This window comes from Nitrospira sp. (assembly GCA_037045225.1).
Lineage (GTDB): Bacteria > Nitrospirota > Nitrospiria > Nitrospirales > Nitrospiraceae > Nitrospira_A.
This window is the reverse complement of the sequence record JBAOHZ010000009.1, coordinates 2065028-2084521: the sequence shown is the minus strand read 5'-3', so window position 1 is coordinate 2084521 and position 19494 is coordinate 2065028. Positions and strand designations below refer to the sequence as shown.

Here is a 19494-nt window from a genome sequence, read left to right as displayed (position 1 = left end):
TCGAAGCGCCCCGCTTGCGCCTTCTTTTGGGCACCGCCAAATTCCCTGGACGCTTGAACGCCCACACTCCTGCGAGGAATGTTATGCCTTCGGTTTTGATCGTGGACGATGAAGAAGCGATTCGCCGCCTTATTCGCATCACGCTCGAACAGGCAGGTTTTTATGTCCGCGAAGCGGCCGACGGCAAAGCAGGGCTGTCCCACTATCGCGAATCGCCGGCTGATCTCGTCATCATGGATATCCTGATGCCCGACCAGGATGGCCTTGAGAGTATCTTGACGCTCCGTCGTGAATTTCCCGAGGCCAAGATTATGGCCATCACCGGCGGGAGCGACATGATCGGTATCTTAAACTTCCTCGATGTGGCCCGTATGCTCGGCGCGCGCCGCACGCTCCAGAAACCCTTCGAAATGCAGCAACTCCTGGATGCCGTTCAAGCCGAAATTACACACTGACCCACACCCGCCTCTTCAGCTTCTCAATCAGCCGACCTCGCCACTGTCACATTGACTTCCGGCACATCGATCCGCACACTAACGCCCGCTTCCGTTTTCGCTTCATCAAAGAAAGTGGTGGTCATGAAAACATGGTGGACGCCGCACCTACACGCGGTACTGGGCGGCATCGTCGTCGCAATCGGCATCGTCGTCATGTGGGAGCAGGTGACGCCCACCTGGGCGCTACTCGTGGCTGCTGCGGCGACAGCCTTTCTCTGGTGGCAGGGACAGAGCATCACGGCGATCTGGGCCTGGACCACCCTGGGGCTCGGCGTCGAAAGCATGGCCTGGCCGATTGTGACCATGATTCGAATGCGGACAGGAGGGAGTCAGCCGAGCGACGAACAGATGGAAACGATCCTGAACGCAGTGCTCTTCGGACTCTTCACCTCGGTGTTCTGGATCACCTTCGCGTTTGGACTGTTCAAGCGTCTGCGAGAACAACAGACCCCGCCGGCGCCTCCCCCAGGAAGAGAACCAGCCTTGGCACGGAGCAAAAAAGCACGGGCGCGGCGTTGAAACTCGCGTCACGCCATGGCGATCGGATCGACGTCGATATCAAAGCGGAGCCCTCCTCGTCGTGAGTCCCGCTCAAGCGCCTCACGCGTCCGCACGACTATTTCTCTGCCTGTCGCAAGAGAGAGGGACTTGATGAGAATCTGCCAACAGTAACGGCCTCGCGCCATGGCATGTGGTGCCGGAGACGGCCCCAAGATAATGATGGCATTCGCCTCTTCGTCCGAACCGACGGAACACCGCGGCGAGGACACCCCATTGCCGACGTGAGTCTCCCGCCTTCCTGCACGCGCGACCTCCGTTCGCAGTAACGCCGCCCAACGACCAGCGGCCTGAGCTACCACCGATTCCAGCGTCCCGGACACATCCAGTCTCACCAGTGATGTCAGCGGCGGATACTGCAGCATCTGCCGAAACGCCTGCTCCTGCTCAAGAAACACCGAATCGTCGCCAGTGGCCACCGCCACGATGGCATGGTGATCCGTTAGGCGGGTCTGGATCATCACCACGCCTCCGGCATGAGCCGGTCGGGCTAATTCCACGGCATCCATGAGACCATGGTACATGCGCTCCCCGGAGCGAAAATCCGGCACATGCAAACCGGCATCCGCATCCGGCACCCCGACAAACGCGGCCCGCCCCTGAAGGCCAAACCGGAATAACATCTGGGTACCGATCACGATGTCTAATTCGCCAGCGGCAAGCAGCCGACGGAACGCCCGTGCGTCAGCAGGCCGACGAATCGTTTCGCTATCTACGCGACCCACGCGCGCCTGAGGAAACTTCCGACGCACAGCCTCCTCGATACGTTCCGTACCGGACCCCACCGGCTCCAGCTTGAGCGACTGGCATTTCGCGCAATGATCCGGCACGGGCTTCGTTCGCCCGCAGTAATGGCACCGCACATGATTGCTGCGCCGGAAAAATGTCAGCGCGACGCTACAGGCGTCACACTGCGGCATCGCGCCACAATCCGCGCAATGCAAGACGCTCGCGAACCCTTTGCGGTTGAGATACAGAATCGCCAGGGCCTGCTGCCGCAGGGCGTCCTGAATCCCCTCATAGAACGGTGGCGACAACAGGGTTCCCGCGGGAGTTTCCCTGGAGTACATTCTCAGATCGATGACCTGCACCCTCGGAGCACTCACCGGATTGCGATAGACGCAGGCCGTCATCTCCCCCTGCCGAACCGCGGCCCAACTCTCAAGCGACGGATGGCTCGAAGCCAGCACCAGCAGAGCTCGATCACAGACCGCGCGCCGTCGTGCCACCTCACGAGCATGGTACCGAGGCGCTTGTTCCTCCTTCAGGGATGCATCATCCTCTCCCTCCACCCACACCAACCCCAATCGCTCCAAAGGCGCAAACACCGCCATGCGGGTGCCGATCAGGATCGTGGCGGACGATTCCTGTGCCGATTGCCATACGTCCGCGCGCGCCTGCGCCGAAAGGCCACTATGCAAGAGCAGCGATCGTTCTCCCGCGGCTGCCAAGGCTGCGGCCAGTCGTGCGGCATTCTCAACATCACCTGTGAGAATCAACACGCGTCGTTGGTGGCGGATGGTAGCCTGAGCAGCCTGCACAAGACACCAGAGCCTGGTGACGCGGGCCCCCTGAACCAGGACGGAGGCATAGGCCCCCTGCGAAAGCGCCTGAGCGACCGTACCGGGCCACGCGGCTGCTTCCGGTGGAGACGGTGGCACATCATCCAGCATCTCGCTCGTAAGCCACGCTTGCCCCGCCCCCTGGGAGGGAGTCTTCTTTGGACGAGACACTCTCGGGACAATCGCATCATCACATCGAATCACAAGCCCTCTTCGAATCAGTGCCTGTAACGCGCGCATGACACGGGGTTTGTCGCCCTGCGTAAGGGTGGTCTCAGCAATGCCCTTGGGACGACGACGGAGTCGCGTGAGTACCTGAACTTCAACTTCCCCGAACTCATCGAGCGACTGGGAACTACTCATGCCCTGCTCCGTAGGCAGATACCGCAATGAACGGGGGGCGGCCTGCTCCGCGAAGGGCAGCACAAGCTTAATACATTGCCCCCATGACGCGGCATACCGGTCTGCCACCCACCGGCTCAAATCGAGTTGACTGGGACTGAGTAGATAGTCGGGGGAAGCTGGTGCCAGCGAGCGGACAGCTTTTAGCCCCTGCTCCGGCGCGCCGAGTGGAAGCCGATCATGCACCGCCGTCACGAGGCCATGAAGGTCTTGGGAGCCGAACGGCACGATTACGGATTGCCCGATGGCGACCTGCCCCCTGAGCGCAGGCGGGATCACATAGGTAAAGGGACGGTGAAGTCGGCGAGGGAGTACCACATCGGCATACACAGCGGGAGACGCAGAAGCCACCGCTGGGGTGGCAGGCAACCGTGGCTCGAACATACGGCATTCTAACAACACCGGGTGAGCGCAACAATCATGGACCTTGTGAAGAGAGCACTGGGGAGAGGCCGATCAGAAACAGGAGGCGCTGTACGGGGAGGGAAAACCGAGAAAACCCTGGCGACCGGCCTCTTCGTAAAAGGCCAGTCGCCGGCACTCACTACAAGCCTGGTGGGATCGGGGCTGCAGCATCTCCGGCGGGCGCGACCGGCAGAGCCCCATCGGCAAGAGCCACCGCCGGATCATTCGCGGCATCGACTGGATTCGATCCGGCCGGAGGTACTGGAGTCGACGGCACGGCGACGGCAGACGGCAACGCGCCCATCTGGTGATACGTAACCTGAGCCGGCGCTGGGACGCGTTCACTCACCGGAGCCGTCACAGGCTGAGCCTCGGATCCTTCCGTAGTGGAGTCGAGCACAATCTCAACGCGGCGATTCTTCTTGCGCCCTTCCTCGCTCCCATTGCCGGCAACAGGACGGCTCGCCCCATACCCCACGGCAGACAACTTCGCCGAATCCATGCCGCCCTTCTCAACCAAATACCGCACCACTTCGGCTGCACGAGCCTTCGACAATTCCCAATTGGTCGGGAAGACGCCTTTCAACGAAGGGCCGATTTCCATGTTGTCGGAATGACCTTCCACCCGGACCTGCTGAGAGGACCCGGTCGACTTCAAGTACTCTGCCACTTGCTCGAGAATCGGCACACCGTCCGGTTTGACTCTCACTTCGCCGGATTCATACTCCAACTGATCCGCCAGGTCCTCGAGACTGATCCTCGTCCCTCCGTGAGTGCGTTCGACTTTGGGGCGGCTGCTCGAACGGGACTCGCTGGGCATCACGGAACCATTCTCCAGCTTCGTGATTTTTACCGGTTGAACCGCTGTCGCTGGAAAATCCGCGTCCCCGTTCTCGTCCGGCATGGCGACAACCGGCGAGGCATGTTTGGAGCGAAGGCGGTCGCCGATCAGGGCACGGGCCGTCGCCTTGGACAACACCGCGGTCGCCGTATGAGGTTCTGTGGACAGGACCTTCACTTCTCCGATTTTCCTCTCGGGAAGCCCGCCGCCGGTGCGGAAAACTTCCATCTGGCGCCCAGGGCGGAGGCCATCGTCCGTGCCTTTATCGAGATACACCAGATTTCCCTGCGCCACGAGCGACATATGCTTATCGGCCTGCAACTCCACGATCATGGCATCGATCTCACCCGCATCTGCAACGGACTCCGCGACCTCCTCGGCCGGAGGGGGCGTAAACCGCATGACCGGGTCACCGGGGGAGAGCGGGCCGTAGGACCGAACGACTCGAACACCCACCAACGCCGAATCCAACTGAATCACTTTCACCACTCCGACCCGATTGATGATATAGCCCAGATACTGTTTCGTCATGGGGTGAAACACTTTGCGCGAGCGCCGATACACGGTGTAGAGGTCTCCGAGCGCCGCATCGCCGGGATTCTTCAATTTGAGGTAGAGCGTATCGGTCCCGGACCAGCCCAACATCATCCGGTTTCCGGAAAGTTGATTATCTCCGGTGATCACATTGATGACCCCCTCGATCGGCATCTCCTGCCGAATCGCCCCGGCCGCATAGGTGAGGGCGGATTCACCCAAACGCACGCTTTGAGCGTTCTGGGCATGAGCGGGGATGGCCGTCACGGCGGCGAGACTGCAAGACAGGATGATCAGGCTGGCGCGCATGGGTAATGTCCTCATATTGATCACACCTAGGAGGGTTATCTGTAGCAACCTTAGCAAAGAGCAGGGGGTTGTCAAGAAACGGGAGGGGAGCGGGACAGTTTGATTCAGGTCCATGCGGGTGTTATCGTGAGCCTCTCTTCGAGGTAACAACTCGGCGAGTATCGAGAACACGGCGGCTCAATAGCTGAGGGATGGTGTGGGAACAGAGAAGCGGCGCATCAACACTCAAATGCCCCGCAGATTGAAGGTTCAACCTGCCACACCGATGGAGTCGGAATGGGATATCACCGCCGATTCTCCGCCGAGCGCCTTGAGAACCCCGGCTGAAAAAATGAACACAGGGACTGCCAATCGCCCTGCGTCCACCGGCGCCACCTCGACACTGCCCAGGAAAAAGACAAACGATCCCGGCTCCTGAGCATAATCTAGCGCACCCCTAACTGCTGGACAGTATTCACATTCTAGGACTTTCGGGACTAGACGCGTAGGTCCTTTGTGCGCTTGCTATTAAAAATAGGCAGGGGCTAAGATTCCGACCTCCTAATTAGCCCTATAAGCCCTCAAACCTGTTGAGGTTCGAGCCAATGGCCGGTTCCGAGCTCCTCTTAGAGTACCTAAGCCGATATTTTCCGATCCTGATGTTTGTGTTCGTCGCATTGGCGTTCGGCGCAGGCACCTTGCTCATCAGCTACTTCGTCCAACCGAAGTTCCCGGAACCGGAAAAACTCTCCACTTATGAGTGCGGATCTGAACCGTTTTCCGATGCCCGGATGCCGTTTCCCGTTCGTTATTACATCTTTGCGATGTTGTTTGTGATTTTCGACGTCGAAGTCATCTTTCTGTATCCCTGGGCTATTGTGTTCAACAAGATCGGCCTGATTGGGCTGATAGAGATGCTGATCTTCATCGGACTTTTCCTCGTCGCCTATGCCTATGCCTGGCGAAAAGGAGCTTTGGAATGGGATTAATTCAACTGGGAGGTCACGACAAAGACGGCACTCCCGATGTCATCACCTTGACGGTTGAAAAGGCCGTGAATTGGGCTCGAAAGGGGTCCTTGTGGCCAATGACCTTCGGATTGGCCTGCTGCGCCATTGAAATGATCGCCGCCGTCTCGTCCCGTTACGACATGGATCGATATGGTGCCGGAGTGTTTCGGGCCTCTCCCCGTCAGTCCGACCTCATGATCGTGGCTGGAACCGTCTGCCGACGCATGGCGCCGGTTATTCGCAAGATTTATGACCAGATGCCAGAACCGAAGTACGTGATCGCCATGGGGTCCTGCGCGACGTCAGGCAACATTTATGACAGCTACAGCGTCGTGCAGGGAGTAGATCGCTTTGTGCCCGTCGATATTTATGTGCCCGGCTGCCCCCCGACTCCGGAGGCCTTATTCGATGGCATTCTGAAACTGCAAGAGCGCATCATGCAAAAGCGTGTCTTCCTCACGCAGCCGAAAGAAGTGAAAGACGCACTGAAGGTCTGACGGACGGAAACGAACCGCATGAGTCAACTGGCCAAACGCATCGAAGACACCTTTCCGGGTGCCTGCACCAAGGTGGTGGAGTGGCGCGGGGATGTTGCCGTCACCGTCAAACGTGAGGCCTTGCATGACATCGGCAAGTTCTTGCGGGACGACCCGTCCATGAGGTTTGACTACATCGTCCATGTGAGTTCAGTCGATTGGCCGGATGACGAAGAACGTTTCGAAGTGGTCTATGAGGTCTACTCGATTCGTACCCGGCAGCGTATCAGACTGAAAACGCGGGTTCCCGAGTCGGATTGCATCGTGGATTCCCTGACCGACATCTGGAAGGGGGCCGATTTCATGGAACGCGAAGTGTACGACATGATGGGTATCCGGTTTCGGAACCATCCCGACCTTCGCCGCATTTTGATGCCCGACGAGTATGAAGAAGGCTACCCCTTACGCAAAGATTTCCCGCTCCGCGGGAAAGGATGGCGCGATACGTTTGAGTTTTTGGATGAGCCGGCCCGGTAGGGCGGCGATGTTGGACCACTGAACCATCATGTCACAGTTCGAAGATCAACGAACGACGGTCTATAAAGTCGATCCAGAGCATCCGGAAGACGCCACGCTTCCGACACTGCGAACGGAAGAGCTGCTCCTCAACATGGGGCCACAGCATCCCAGCACGCATGGCGTGTTGAAGGTCATCCTCGAGCTGGAAGGCGAACGGTTGGTCAAATCGACCCCTGTGATGGGATTTCTTCACCGCGGCGTGGAAAAACTGGCCGAAGAGGGCACGTATCATCAGTTCATTCCGCACACTGACCGCCTTGATTACGTGTGCGCGATGTACAACAACTTCGCGTACTGCCGCGCCGTCGAAAAGCTGATGAACATTACCGTGCCCGATCGCGCCGAGTACCTGCGGACGATCGTTGCGGAAATCCAGCGCATCATCGGCCACCAGTTCTGGCTCGGTACGCAGGCCCTCGACATCGGAGCGATGACGGTCTTCTTCTATTGCTTCCGGGACCGTGAAATTCTACTCGATTGGTTTGATGAGCTGTGCGGCGCTCGCCTCACGACAAGCTGGTACCGTATCGGCGGCGTGGAGCGCGATTTCACGCCGTCCTTGTTTGCCAAACTCAAACAATTCCTCGACTACTTCCCGCCGAAGATCGACGAATATGTGATCTTTTTGGAAACAAACCGCATCTGGCTCGCGCGCACCAAGGGTGTGGCTGTGATTTCGGCCGAAGATGCGCTGAGCTTTGGCTTGAGCGGACCGACGTTGCGCGGTTCAGGCGTTGATTACGATCTTCGCAAATACGAACCCTACTCCGCCTATCCCAAATGTGAGTTCAGTGTCCCGGTCGGCAAGAATGGGGACACCTATGACCGGTACTGGATTCGTGTGCAAGAGCTCTACGAAAGCGTCAAGATCATTCGCCAGTGCCTTGAGCAGATCCAGGACGGGCCGATCATGGCGGACGTGCCCAGCGTGACTCTTCCTCCGAAGGAACGTGTGTTCACCAACCTGGAATCCATGATTCAGCAGTTCAAGCTCTTCTCGCAAGGGTTTAACGCACCCCCCGGAGAAATCTACTGCGGGACGGAAGCGCATAAAGGCGAATTGGGTTTCTACATCGTCAGCACGGGCGGCGGGAAGCCGTACCGACTGAAAATTCGCGCCCCGTCGTTTATCCATATGGGCGCATTCGATCATATGTCGAAAGGCTACATGATCGCGGACGCCGTGACGATCTTCGGCACCTACGATATCGTCATGGGAGAATGCGATCGATGAAGACCGATACAGCACGAAGGAGAAAGTGAGCGGCGCTGAGTCATTCGTTCGCCCCATCACTTTTGACTTGAGGTAACTTCATGGGTTTGAAACCAGCTACCAATCCAGACGTCGAAGCGGCCACGATCGAATTGTCGATCGACGGACGGACGGTATCGGCCAAAGACGGCGTTTCGCTGTACGATGTCATTGCCAGCACAGGCAAGATTATTCCTGCTATGTGTTATCACTATACCTTTGATCCATTCGGATCCTGCGGGATGTGCCTGGTCATGCAGGAAGGCAAGAAAGCCCCGGTCCGCTCCTGCACTGCCAAGGCAGCAGCCGGCATGGTGATCCGCACAGACGGCGATGACCTCTTCGCGGCACGAAAAAAAGCCGTCGAAAAACATCTCTCGGTTCACCCGCTAGACTGCCCAGTCTGCGACGCAGACGGCCATTGCGAACTCCAGGACATGGCCTTCCAGCATGGTGTGACCAATCTCGCCAATGCGAAGCAAAAATTCATTCCCGAAGACACGCGCAGCCTCGTCCTCGACTTCAACATGAATCGCTGTATCGCCTGCGCCGAATGCATCAACGTCTGCAAAGACGTCCTGATGATCGACGCGCTTCAGTTCATGAAGAAGGGCGGATTCAACCAGGTCGTGGCGAAAGGGGACCAACCCCTTGCCTGTGAATTCTGCGGGGATTGCCTGGCGGTGTGCCCCGTCGGCGCCATCACGAACAAATATTCCAAGTATCTCTACAAACCTTGGCAGATGAAGAAAACCACGACCACATGCAACTATTGTGGCGACGGCTGCCAGATGCATCTCGAAACCAAGGACACCGAAGTCGTCCGTGTGACTTCGCCGCTCTCCTGGAAAAATAAGTGGGGCGACCGGACGGAAACCGCCAAGGGACACGGGGGGCTTTGCGTCCGCGGCCGGTTTGGATTTCAGTACATCGACAGTGCGCAACGACTTCGGCAGCCCCTCGTCCGCACAGGCGAAACGCTGACGGAAGCACCGTGGCTCGACGCCATGCAGACGGTGATCGACCGGTTGTCCGACATTCATCGGAAGCACGGACCGGAATCGATCGCCGGACTGATTACCGCGCGTTGCACGAACGAAGAATTGTATTTGTTCCAAAAACTCATGCGCGCCGGGCTCAGGACCAACCAGATCGACAGCAGTGCCCGCTACGGCCACATGAATTATGTGCATGCCGTTCGCCATGCGGTCGGCGTCGGCCGTCCGCTCAACGACTGGGAAGATTTGACCAAAGCCAAAGCTATCTTGGTCATCGGCTCAAATATCACGGAAACCAACCCGCTGACGGCTGTCCGCATCAAGGAAGCTATCCGTGTGTATCATTCGCAGGTCATTGTCGTCGACTCGGCCAATACCAATATCGCGCAACTGGCCTCGCATCCCCTCCTGGTCAAACCAGGCAGCGAATCGTTCTTAATCGACGGGCTGGTGAAATCCGTGATCGAGCAGGATCTCATCGATGAGGCCAGCACCACACAGCACCCGCAGGCATATGCGGCCCTGAAGCAAGCCATGGCACACGTCTCCATGGATCAGGTCTCCGCACAAACCGGCATTGCCGCCGCACAGATCCGTGAAGTCGCGGCGATCTTCGCAGAGGCCCCGCGGGCCATTGCGCTGTGCGCCGAAGGCATCGTCCGGCAACCGAATGGCTACCAGAATGTTCTCAAGCTGATTGATCTCGCCTGGGTGACCGGCAAGTTAGGCCAACCCGGGAGCGGCGTCACCACAGTCACAGAAGAAATCAATGAACAGGGCGCAGTAGATATGGGCGTCGCACCGGAGTTCCTCCCTGGACAGGCACGCTTTGATGATCCCAGCGCAAGGGAACGCTTTGGGAAAGCCTGGGATGTGACCCTTCCTGCCAGCGGAAGCGGGGCTCATTTCCTAGAGATTCTCGCTCGTATTCAAAGCGGCCAGATTAAAGCACTGTATGTCATCGGAGAGAATCCGTTGGCGACCTTGCCGGCCTCCATGGATGTGAAGGGGGCGCTCGAAAAACTCCAACTGCTGATCGTTCAAGATCCCTTCCTGACGGAAACAGGCCGGATGGCGCATGTCGTCCTCCCAGCCGCCACCTACGCGGAAAAGGACGGCACCTTCACCAGTCTGGAAGGAAAAGTCTTGCGCGTGCGGCAGGCCGTGGATCAGGTCGGGGAAAGCCTGCCTGATTGGCATATCATGACTTCGCTGGCTAACGGGTTGGGATACGACTGGACCTACGAATCACCGCAAGACGTGCAGAATGAAATCATGAAGCTGCTACCGGGGTACTACAATCTCGGTCAGCCCCGACGCATCTCCCCTTCAGCCGACGCCTATCTGTCGGATGGCTATGCTGCCGAAGTAGCGAGTCGCTATCGAAGTCAGCACGGACATCCATCGTCGCACGACAACGCAGGTCCCTTTATCTTGCGGACCGGACAAGTACTGTATCATTCAGGAAAAATGTCCACGCAGGCCTCTGGGCTCATCAATATCGAACCGAACGATGGGCGTATCCGAATGCATCCAGCCGATGTGGAGCGGCTTGGCCTGAACAACCAATCCACCATCCGCCTCACGTCTCAGCAGGGCTCCGTGCAAGCCGGCGTCAAAGCGGACCCCGATATCCAGGCTGGATCGTGCTTCTTCCCCGAGCATTTTAACGAGCCGGCCGTGAAAGACCTGATGACCGTGGAAGTCGATACTGTAACGGGAGTCCCCTACTTCAAATCCACGCGTGTAAAGATTGAAAAGGTTGGTGCGTAAGAGTAAGCTCGTCCGTCTTTTTGATGTCGTTAGAGGTGGTGGGAATGAGTGTCGGGGCCTTGACCAAAAAAGTTTTGCAGGCGGCGTTGTTCTATGAAATTTGGGACGCCATGAAGGTGACTTTCAAGCACATGTTTCATCGCCCCATCACCTTCCAATACCCGCGCGAACAACGCACGATCCCCGATGGCCACCGCGGCGCATTAGGATTGCTTCGTTACGCGGACGGGCGGGACCGTTGTGTAGGGTGCGACCTCTGCGAAGCAGCCTGTCCGTCCCGCTGCATCAAAGTCATCAGCCAGGAAGACCCTGAACGTCCCTTGCAACGGTATGCCAGCGAATTCTATATCGACATCACCAAGTGCGTGTTTTGCGGATACTGCGTCGAGGCATGCCCCGTCAACGCGTTGGCGATGACCAAGATGTACGAATACTCCACCCACGACAAGCGCACCCTCCTCTTCGACAAAAAGCGACTCTACGAGATCGGTGAACGCCATCTCGAAGACGCCAAGAAATATCTGTACACCCATAACCAAGAAAAAAATTCGGACGAGAGCCGGGAGTATCGTTATTACTTTCCGCAGTCGGTTCTCAAACCCACACAGACACAACCCAAACATTTAAGCTGAACGTATCGTTATGGCCTTCGTGTTTTTCGCGTATTTCGCAGTGGTCAGTATTGTCGCCGGCATTCTCACCGTCGCACTGAAGAATCCCGTGCAATGCGGTCTGGCGCTCCTGGCCCTGCTCCTTCACGTCTCAGGCCTGTTCGTCATGCTGAACGCGGAATTTTTGTGGGCGGTCCAAGTGATCGTCTATGCCGGTGCCATTTTGGTCCTGTATTTGTTTGTCCTGATGTTGCTGAACCTCAAGACCGACGACCGCTATTTCCACGCAAAGGCCCCCTACCTCCTCGCGCCGGCAGCCATCGGTCTGGCCTATCTCTTATTCCTGCTGGTGGGGTCACCCTTCAACGGGGCCAAGGGCGATGCCTCAACGGCGGCGATTCTCATGAATGGGGATGCCCATGCCATCGGCATTAAAATGTTCAGCGACTACTTGCTGCAATTCGAAATCATCGGCGTGTTCCTGACCGGGGCCATCGTCGGGGCGATCGTCCTCGCGAAAACCCCCAAGTCCATTGAAACGAGGCGTGACACATGATTCCGTTGTCCGCCTATGTAGCTGTTAGTGCGGTGTTATTTGCCACGGGATTGCTCGGCGTCTTGATCCGTCGCAATTTTATTATTGTGCTGATGTCGGTCGAAATCATGTTGAATGCGGCCACCATCAATCTGGTCGCCTTTTCCCATTATCTGGAGTCGATGCAGGGCCAAATCGTGGCGCTCTTCATCATCGCCATTGCAGCGGGAGAAGCAGCCATCGGACTCGCCATCATTATTGTGGTGTTCCGCGGCAAGATTTCAACCAACGTCGACGAAATGAATTTATTAAAGTGGTAACGTGTCCGACTCTATTGATCTGATCGTCAAACTGATTCCCCTGTTCCCGCTGATGGCCGTCATTGTGAACGGGCTCTTCGGGCACCGCTATTCCCATGACCTAGCTCACCGCTTCGCCTGGGGATCGGTCCTGATGTCCTTTCTCTGTGTGCTGGCCGTCTTCACGGAAACCCTTCGAACGGGGGCGGCTCGTGAAGTGGTCGTTTATAAATGGATCTTCGGCGGCGATCTCACGATCAATCTTGCCTATTTGATCGATCCCCTGACCTGCATCATGCTCCTGGTCATTACGGGCGTCGGCTTCCTGATTCACGTCTACTCGGTGGGATACATGCACGGAGAATCCGGTTTCACCCGATTCTTCGTCTACATGAATCTCTTTATGGTTTCGATGCTGCTGCTGGTGATGGGCAACAACTATGTCGTCCTGTTCATCGGCTGGGAAGGCGTCGGCCTCTGTTCCTATCTCCTGATCGGCTACTACTACGACAAGGTCTCCGCCGCCAAGGCCGCCACCAAGGCGTTCGTGGTGAACCGAATCGGAGACGCTGGATTTCTGTTGGCGATCTTCCTGATCTTTGTCAACTTCAAAACCCTCGACTATACCCAGGTCATGCAGAATGTTGGGCAACTCTCGCCTGACATGGCCACCGCGATCGCACTCTGTCTTTTGGTCGGCGCCGTCGGAAAATCCGCGCAACTCCCGCTCTATACGTGGCTGCCCGATGCGATGGAAGGACCGACCCCGGTCAGCGCCCTGATCCATGCGGCGACCATGGTCACGGCCGGCGTGTATATGATCGTTCGTAATCATGCGATTTTTGACCTATCACCCACCGCCATGACAACCGTGGCCTGGATCGGCGGACTGACCGCGCTCTTCGCTGCCACGATCGGCCTCGTCCAGACCGACATCAAGCGAGTCTTGGCCTATTCCACGGTCAGCCAGCTTGGATATATGTTCCTCGGTTGTGGTCTGGGCGCATACACCGCCGCGGTCTTCCATCTCATGACCCATGCGTTTTTCAAGGCACTCCTCTTCTTATCCGCGGGGTCCGTCATCCATGCGCTGTCCGGTGAGCAAGATATCCGGAAGATGGGCGCACTGAAATCGAAAATTCCTTGGACTCACGCACTCTTTCTGATCGGCACCCTCGCGATCGCCGGTATTCCGCCCTTAGCCGGCTTCTGGAGTAAGGACGAGATTATGGGACATGCCTTCGTCCACCACCATTATCTGCTCTACGGTATGGCGGCGGTCGGCGCATTCATGACCTCGTTCTATATGTTCCGCCTGACCTATCTCACGTTCTACGGAGCGTCGCGCCTGGATCATCACACCGCCGAACATGTCCACGAATCTCCCATGGTGATGATCGCGCCCCTTGTCGTGTTGGCCACGCTCTCCGTCATCGGTGGTTTCCCCGGTGTTCCGCCAGAAAACGGCTGGTTCCACCACTTCCTGCACTCAGTGGCAGGCGTAGCAGGAGAGGAACATGCCACCCCACCTGCGCTGATGCTCGGGCTGATGGGAACGGCCACCGCGATCGCACTCTTGGGCTGGGGGCTGGCACATTATTTTTATAGCGGCCCGTCGACCGCCGCAGATGCGCTGGCCGCACGGTTGCCCGGCGTCTATACGACGTTGCTCAACAAATACTTTGTCGATGAACTGTATGACCGCCTGTTTGTGGAACCCACCAAACAGATCGGGAGATTCTGCGATTGGTTTGACCGAACCATTATCGATGGGGTCGTTCGATCCATTGATCGAGGAACGGACGCGAGTTCAGCGGCCATCACCTGGACGGAAAAATATGTGGTCTACGCCGGCTTGAACATCATCGGCTATGCGAACCACCTCCTGGCCCGCTCGTGGCGACGACTTCAGACCGGCATGGTGCACCAGTATGCGGCCATTATTGTGGCCGGCCTCTTTATTCTCGCGCACCTCATTCTTTTAATTTGGACCGGGAGCGGTTCAAACGGGTATTTATCACGCTGACGCAGCAGAATTCCTGGACACACGATGCTTGAAGAGTTCAGTTTTGGATTTCCGATCCTCTCGTATCTGATCTTCCTCCCGTTCGCCGGAGCGGCGGTACTTTGGTTGATCGAAGACGAAGATCTCATCAAAACCACTACCTTAGGGATCACCCTGGTGGAATTGGCCCTGGCCTGCCTGGTGTTGGTGCGTTTTGTGCCGGATTCCGCCGCCATGCAATTTGCCGAGCATGCGCGATGGCTGCCCGCTCTCGGTATCGGCTATCATCTCGCGGTCGACGGCATTAGTGTGCTTTTCGTCGGGCTGACTGCGTTTCTGACCGTGCTGGTCGTCATCTACTCCTGGGATACGGTTCGCAATCAGATCCGCCTGTACTTCATGGCGCTCTTGGCCCTTGAGACGACCACGATGGGCATTTTTACGTCGATCGACCTCATTCTGTTTTTCGTGTTCTGGGAACTCATGCTCATCCCCAGCTACTTCCTCATCAAGTTGTGGGGAGGAGGAGCGGAACGCCATTACGCAGCCCTCAAGTATGTTCTCTATACGCTCCTGGGCAGTGTCTTCATGTTAGTCGGCATCGCCTTACTGGACATCAACTATCACCAATGGGCCGTGAGTCATCATCTCGACCATGTCTACTCATTCGACCTGTTGGAGTTACTCTCGGTCCCCATACCGCTCTCCCAGCAGATCTTGATCTTCTGGCTCATGTTCATGGGGCTAGCCTTCAAAGCGCCGGTCTTCCCATTTCACACCTGGCTCCCTGACGCCCTTGTTGAAGGCCCCATCGGGATGGCCGTCATGTTAGCGGGCATGAAACTGGGCACCTACGGCTTCCTGCGCTTTACCTTCCCATTGCTTCCCGATGCGTCGAAGAGTGAAGGCGTGGTCTCCATCGTCATGGTGCTGGCCCTTGCGGCAATTATCTATGGGGCTGTGGTGGCCCTCGTGCAATCAGACTTCAAACGCCTCCTCGCATTCAGCAGCATCAGCCACCTTGGGTTTGTCGTGGTCGGACTCTTTGCTCTCAATTTTCAAGGCCTCCAGGGGAGTCTCCTGACCATGATCAACCTCGGCTTCAGCACCGCCGGACTTTTCTTCATGGCGGGTTTCTTATCGACCAGACAACAGAGTTCCCAATTGTCCTCCTTCGGAGGATTCGCGAAACAGGTACCGCTCTTAGCCTCTTTCCTCCTCTTAATCGGCATGGCCTCCATCGGGCTCCCGGGGACCAATGGATTCGTTGGGGAATTCTTGATCCTCCTCGGCGCCTTCAAGGCCAAGTGGTGGTATGGCGCAGTGGCGGTCACCGGCGTCATCTTCGGAGCGGCCTATTTCTTGTGGTATTACGAGCGCGCCATGCTCGGCCCGCTCAGCAAGAACGTCTCCGCGACGATCAAGGATCTCCACATGCGGGAGATCACGATCGCGCTGTCGCTGTCGGTGATGATCTTGTGGATCGGCCTATACCCGTCACCGTTCCTGAGAATGATGAATGGATCGATTCAGGCTCTCGTCGACCGACTGGATCGTGCAAAAGTAGCCTCAGTAGACACTGTCATCCACGTGCCCGCGAAGTAGGACCATGGCTGAATACACGCTGCTCATTATTCTGTTCGCGCCGTTTGTCGGGGCCCTGGCCCTGATCTTCGTCTCCAACCGCCAACTTTCACTGGTCCGCGGCATTGCGGCCACTTCGGCCTTCATCTCATTGATCGCATCGATCTATCTTTTTTATGCCTACGACCCGGTGAAAGGCGGCTTTCAATTTATCCAACGCATTGAGTGGTCACGGCAGCTGGGCATTTCACTCCATCTCGGGGTCGATGGGATCGGCACCCCGCTGGTTCTGGCCTCCGGCATCCTCCTCTTCGCCGGTATTTTCGTGTCCTGGCATATCAAAGACCGTGTGAAAGAGTTTTACATCTGGATTTTGATTCTCGCCGCGGCAACGATCGGCGTCTTCATGTCGCTGGATCTGTTCTTTCTGTACTTCTTCTACGAAATGTCCGTAATCCCCATGTATCTCCTCTTAGGCATGTGGGGGAGCCACACGAAGAAGTATCTCGAAATGACGGACACGGAAGGCCTCAAGCAGCGGGATTCGGTCGGTTTTATCTTCAATTTCGGCGCCAATAGTAAAGAATACGCGGCCATGAAGTTGGTCTTGTTTCTCTCCGCGTTCGCCGTCGCGGCCTTGATGGGCATTCTCCTGATTTACAAATTCTCAGGACTCAACACCTTCGATATCCTGATCTTGCGCGAGCAGGCTCATTTCTCCGGCCCACTCGCCACGCTGATCTGGCTCTTGATCTTTTTCGGCTTTGCATCGATCGCTCCGATCTGGCCGCTGCACTCCTGGTCCCCTGTCGGCCACGCGGCGGCCCCGGCGGCCACCAGCATGTTACACGCGGGCGTGCTGATGAAATTAGGGCACTTCTCGATTATCCGAGTCGCCTTCGAAATTCTGCCCGAGACCACCCGCGAACTCATGCCCATTGCCGCAGTACTGTGCATTTTCAGCATCATCTACGGCGGACTCGTCGCCTATTACGCGAAAGACACCAAATACGTCATCGGCTATTCCAGCTCCAGCCACATGGGTTACGTCTTCCTGGGAATGGCCGCGCTCGACTACATCAGCCTGAGCGGAGCCGTCATCTATATGTTCGCTCACGCCATGGCCACCGGAATGCTGTTCGCGATGGCCGGCTGGGTCTACGATCAAACCCACACCCGCGACATTCCTTCGCTGGGTGGCCTCTCCAACCGGATGCCGTTTATTTCCGCAGCCTTTGTCATCGGCTGCATGGCGTCGATCGGGATGCCCGGCACCGTGAACTTTATTGCCGAAGTGATGATCATCGTCGGCAGTTGGAACAAATACCCGTTCCAGGTAATCATTGCCGTCCTGGGTATCGTGCTGACCATGGCGTATCTGTTTAAAATGATGCGCGGTCTGTTCTATGGGTCCATGGCCGAGAAATACAGCCATTCGCACGATGCCGTGACCGTCATTGATCGCATGCCCTTACTGATCATGATCACCGTCAGCATCAGTTTTGGCATTTTCCCTGGACACCTGTATTCCGTCGTCCGATCCGGGGTAGATCCCTTAATCGCTCGCATCACCAAGGTCGTCCCGGTCGCGGAGCACCCACTGAAGATGCCACATGCCACCTCGCCGACCGTACCCTTATCTGCTTCCCGTGAAGCCCTTGCGAAGGTGAGCCCGCGATGACTTTTTCCCTGACCCTCTCAGTCAGCGATCTGTTGCTCCTCCTGCCCGAGCTCTTTCTGACGGCCTGGCTCTGCGTCATCCTGATCGTCGACTTTTCATTCAAACGAATCGTACAAGAGCAGCTGGCCTATCTCAGCATTCTAGGATTGATGATTACACTGGGCTGCCTCGCCTGGTTTGACATGACCGGTATAACCGGCACCCTGTTCGGCAAGATGTTCGTGCTGGATCGGATGGCGATCTTCTTCAAGGTCATGATTCTCCTTGCGACAATCCTGGTCATTCTGCTCTCGATCGATTACGTACACCGGTTTTCTTTCTTCCGAGGCGAATACTACTTCCTCGTCGTCATGTCGGCATTGGGCATGATGTTCATGACCTCAGCCAACGATCTGCTGTCGCTATTCGTCACCCTCGAGTTCGCGACATTCGGGTTTTATGTCCTCGTGTCCTATCTGCGCGACGATATGGCGTCCAACGAGGCGGGCCTCAAGTTTTTCATCCTCGGGGTCTTTGCCGCCGGCTTGCTCGCCTACGGCATCAGCCTGGTCTACGGCGAAACAGGCAAACTGGTCTTTTCGGATATGACCGGCGCCACGCCGACCACCGGTCTCATCATTGGCTTCCTGCTCATTTTTGCCGCCTTAGGCTTCAAGATCGGCGCCGTGCCGTTTCATTCCTGGATCCCGGACACCTACCATGGGGCACCGACGCCCGTGACGGCCTTCCTGTCGATCGCACCAAAAGTTGCCGCTTTTGCTATTCTGCTGCGCCTGTTCCTCGTGGCATTGGCGACCTTCAAGCCGGCCTGGACATTGCTGATTGTAGCCGCCTCCATCCTCTCCATGACCTATGGCAACATCGTGGCCATCGCGCAACGCAATGTGAAACGCCTGTTGGCCTATTCCGGTATTGCGCAGGTCGGCAACGTCCTGATTGGCCTCGCGGCCGGAACCAAGATGGGGACCGATTCCATTTTGTTCTACCTCCTGACCTACCTCTTTGCGAACCTCGGCGCCTTCGCCGTGATCATGGCGATCAGCAACGCCGTGGGCAGCGATGAAATCGACGACTATCGCGGCCTTAATCGGCGCTCTCCCTTTCTGGCTTTTGCGATGTTGATTTTCTTGTTGTCCCTGGCCGGTGTACCTCCACTCGCCGGCTTCATCGGCAAACTGTATATCTTTGTCGCAGCGATCAAGGAAGGCCTCTACGTCCTGATTACGGTAGGCCTGATCAACATCGTCGTGTCGATGTACTACTACCTGATTGTCGTCAAGAAGATGTACATCAACGAACCCCTCGATTCGTCTCCCATCAAGACCACGGGCCCCCTGCGAGCCGTGATTTATGTCGGCCTCGCGGGAACGCTTGTGATCGGCATCTATCCACAGCCGTTCCTCGACTGGGCCGTGGCAGCCACCTTGATGTTTTCGAATCTCCTCGGCCCTGCTGCCTCCCTGACGCCCCCCGTGACTCCATTCGGTGGATAGGAGCAGCGCCGGACCGGCTCCACGATTTTGATCAAAACCCTTCTCGTATCAATACCTTCTGCTACAATGCAGCGTGCAGTTCTTTGAGCAGCTACTCAAGGCACCGATACC

Annotated in this window: 16 protein-coding genes; 14 read left to right on the top strand and 2 right to left on the bottom strand. The window is 57.0% G+C overall.

What is annotated here, in order from left to right; translation table 11 throughout:
* Window positions 1–83: 83 nt before the first annotated feature.
* Both V9G17_10565 and V9G17_10560 read left to right on the top strand, forming a co-directional pair.
* Complete coding sequence (locus tag V9G17_10565; protein MEI2753038.1) at window positions 84–455, top strand: response regulator; 372 nt, start codon at window positions 84–86, stop codon at window positions 453–455.
* A 123-nt stretch (window positions 456–578) separates the two neighbouring features.
* Complete coding sequence (locus tag V9G17_10560; GenBank protein ID MEI2753037.1) at window positions 579–1016, top strand: hypothetical protein; 438 nt, start codon at window positions 579–581, stop codon at window positions 1014–1016.
* A gap of 8 nt (window positions 1017–1024) precedes the next feature.
* Here the strand turns inward: V9G17_10560 and priA are convergent, their stop codons facing one another.
* Together priA and V9G17_10550 are read right to left on the bottom strand one after the other, a co-directional pair.
* On the bottom strand, window positions 1025–3403 hold the full coding sequence (priA, locus tag V9G17_10555; protein MEI2753036.1) for a primosomal protein N': 2379 nt from the start codon (window positions 3401–3403) through the stop codon (window positions 1025–1027).
* Between the two features lie 160 nt (window positions 3404–3563).
* Window positions 3564–5123 carry an OmpA family protein gene (locus V9G17_10550; protein ID MEI2753035.1) on the bottom strand — a complete coding sequence of 520 codons (1560 nt, stop codon included), beginning with the start codon at window positions 5121–5123 and terminating at the stop codon, window positions 3564–3566.
* 569 nt (window positions 5124–5692) lie between these two features.
* Here V9G17_10550 and ndhC point away from each other — a divergent pair.
* The 12 genes from ndhC to V9G17_10490 all read left to right on the top strand — a co-directional run bounded on the left by ndhC (window position 5693) and on the right by V9G17_10490 (window position 19383).
* Window positions 5693–6076: an NADH-quinone oxidoreductase subunit A gene (gene ndhC, locus V9G17_10545; GenBank protein MEI2753034.1), complete on the top strand. Its 384-nt coding sequence runs from the start codon at window positions 5693–5695 to the stop codon at window positions 6074–6076.
* On the top strand, window positions 6067–6594 hold the full coding sequence (locus tag V9G17_10540; protein MEI2753033.1) for an NADH-quinone oxidoreductase subunit B family protein: 528 nt from the start codon (window positions 6067–6069) through the stop codon (window positions 6592–6594). Before ndhC ends, V9G17_10540 begins: the two co-directional genes overlap by 10 nt.
* A gap of 18 nt (window positions 6595–6612) precedes the next feature.
* Complete coding sequence (locus tag V9G17_10535) at window positions 6613–7110, top strand: NADH-quinone oxidoreductase subunit C (protein MEI2753032.1); 498 nt, start codon at window positions 6613–6615, stop codon at window positions 7108–7110.
* Between the two features lie 28 nt (window positions 7111–7138).
* Window positions 7139–8386 (top strand): NADH dehydrogenase (quinone) subunit D, encoded by a 1248-nt coding sequence (nuoD, locus tag V9G17_10530; GenBank protein ID MEI2753031.1) that lies wholly within the window; start codon window positions 7139–7141, stop codon window positions 8384–8386.
* Between the two features lie 80 nt (window positions 8387–8466).
* Window positions 8467–11175, top strand: coding sequence for a molybdopterin-dependent oxidoreductase (locus V9G17_10525; protein MEI2753030.1), 2709 nt, complete (start codon window positions 8467–8469; stop codon window positions 11173–11175).
* A 44-nt stretch (window positions 11176–11219) separates the two neighbouring features.
* Window positions 11220–11807: an NADH-quinone oxidoreductase subunit NuoI gene (gene nuoI, locus V9G17_10520; protein ID MEI2753029.1), complete on the top strand. Its 588-nt coding sequence runs from the start codon at window positions 11220–11222 to the stop codon at window positions 11805–11807.
* A 10-nt stretch (window positions 11808–11817) separates the two neighbouring features.
* The gene (locus tag V9G17_10515; protein ID MEI2753028.1) at window positions 11818–12342 is read left to right on the top strand and encodes an NADH-quinone oxidoreductase subunit J; all 525 of its coding nucleotides are present in this window, start codon (window positions 11818–11820) and stop codon (window positions 12340–12342) included.
* A complete protein-coding gene (gene nuoK / locus V9G17_10510; GenBank protein ID MEI2753027.1) occupies window positions 12339–12641 on the top strand; it encodes an NADH-quinone oxidoreductase subunit NuoK in 303 nt (100 codons plus the stop codon). Before V9G17_10515 ends, nuoK begins: the two co-directional genes overlap by 4 nt.
* Before the next feature lies 1 nt (window position 12642).
* Entirely contained in the window at window positions 12643–14646 is a 2004-nt protein-coding gene (gene nuoL / locus V9G17_10505; GenBank protein ID MEI2753026.1) for an NADH-quinone oxidoreductase subunit L, read from the top strand.
* 24 nt (window positions 14647–14670) lie between these two features.
* The gene (locus V9G17_10500) at window positions 14671–16230 is read left to right on the top strand and encodes an NADH-quinone oxidoreductase subunit M (GenBank protein MEI2753025.1); all 1560 of its coding nucleotides are present in this window, start codon (window positions 14671–14673) and stop codon (window positions 16228–16230) included.
* A 4-nt stretch (window positions 16231–16234) separates the two neighbouring features.
* On the top strand, window positions 16235–17890 hold the full coding sequence (locus V9G17_10495; protein ID MEI2753024.1) for an NADH-quinone oxidoreductase subunit M: 1656 nt from the start codon (window positions 16235–16237) through the stop codon (window positions 17888–17890).
* Window positions 17887–19383: an NADH-quinone oxidoreductase subunit N gene (locus V9G17_10490; GenBank protein ID MEI2753023.1), complete on the top strand. Its 1497-nt coding sequence runs from the start codon at window positions 17887–17889 to the stop codon at window positions 19381–19383. Before V9G17_10495 ends, V9G17_10490 begins: the two co-directional genes overlap by 4 nt.
* The last annotated feature ends 111 nt before the right edge of the window (window positions 19384–19494 follow it).

Excerpts from the sequence above, each read along its gene's own strand:
- V9G17_10565 (MEI2753038.1), top strand. The coding sequence starts at position 84 with ATGCCTTCGGTTTTGATCGTGGACGATGAAGAAGCGATTCGCCGCCTT.
- V9G17_10560 (MEI2753037.1), top strand. The coding sequence starts at position 579 with ATGAAAACATGGTGGACGCCGCACCTACACGCGGTACTGGGCGGCATC.
- priA (MEI2753036.1), bottom strand. The coding sequence starts at position 3,403 with ATGTTCGAGCCACGGTTGCCTGCCACCCCAGCGGTGGCTTCTGCGTCT.
- V9G17_10550 (MEI2753035.1), bottom strand. The coding sequence starts at position 5,123 with ATGAGGACATTACCCATGCGCGCCAGCCTGATCATCCTGTCTTGCAGT.
- ndhC (MEI2753034.1), top strand. The coding sequence starts at position 5,693 with ATGGCCGGTTCCGAGCTCCTCTTAGAGTACCTAAGCCGATATTTTCCG.
- V9G17_10540 (MEI2753033.1), top strand. The coding sequence starts at position 6,067 with ATGGGATTAATTCAACTGGGAGGTCACGACAAAGACGGCACTCCCGAT.
- V9G17_10535 (MEI2753032.1), top strand. The coding sequence starts at position 6,613 with ATGAGTCAACTGGCCAAACGCATCGAAGACACCTTTCCGGGTGCCTGC.
- nuoD (MEI2753031.1), top strand. The coding sequence starts at position 7,139 with ATGTCACAGTTCGAAGATCAACGAACGACGGTCTATAAAGTCGATCCA.
- V9G17_10525 (MEI2753030.1), top strand. The coding sequence starts at position 8,467 with ATGGGTTTGAAACCAGCTACCAATCCAGACGTCGAAGCGGCCACGATC.
- nuoI (MEI2753029.1), top strand. The coding sequence starts at position 11,220 with ATGAGTGTCGGGGCCTTGACCAAAAAAGTTTTGCAGGCGGCGTTGTTC.
- V9G17_10515 (MEI2753028.1), top strand. The coding sequence starts at position 11,818 with ATGGCCTTCGTGTTTTTCGCGTATTTCGCAGTGGTCAGTATTGTCGCC.
- nuoK (MEI2753027.1), top strand. The coding sequence starts at position 12,339 with ATGATTCCGTTGTCCGCCTATGTAGCTGTTAGTGCGGTGTTATTTGCC.
- V9G17_10500 (MEI2753025.1), top strand. The coding sequence starts at position 14,671 with ATGCTTGAAGAGTTCAGTTTTGGATTTCCGATCCTCTCGTATCTGATC.
- V9G17_10495 (MEI2753024.1), top strand. The coding sequence starts at position 16,235 with ATGGCTGAATACACGCTGCTCATTATTCTGTTCGCGCCGTTTGTCGGG.
- V9G17_10490 (MEI2753023.1), top strand. The coding sequence starts at position 17,887 with ATGACTTTTTCCCTGACCCTCTCAGTCAGCGATCTGTTGCTCCTCCTG.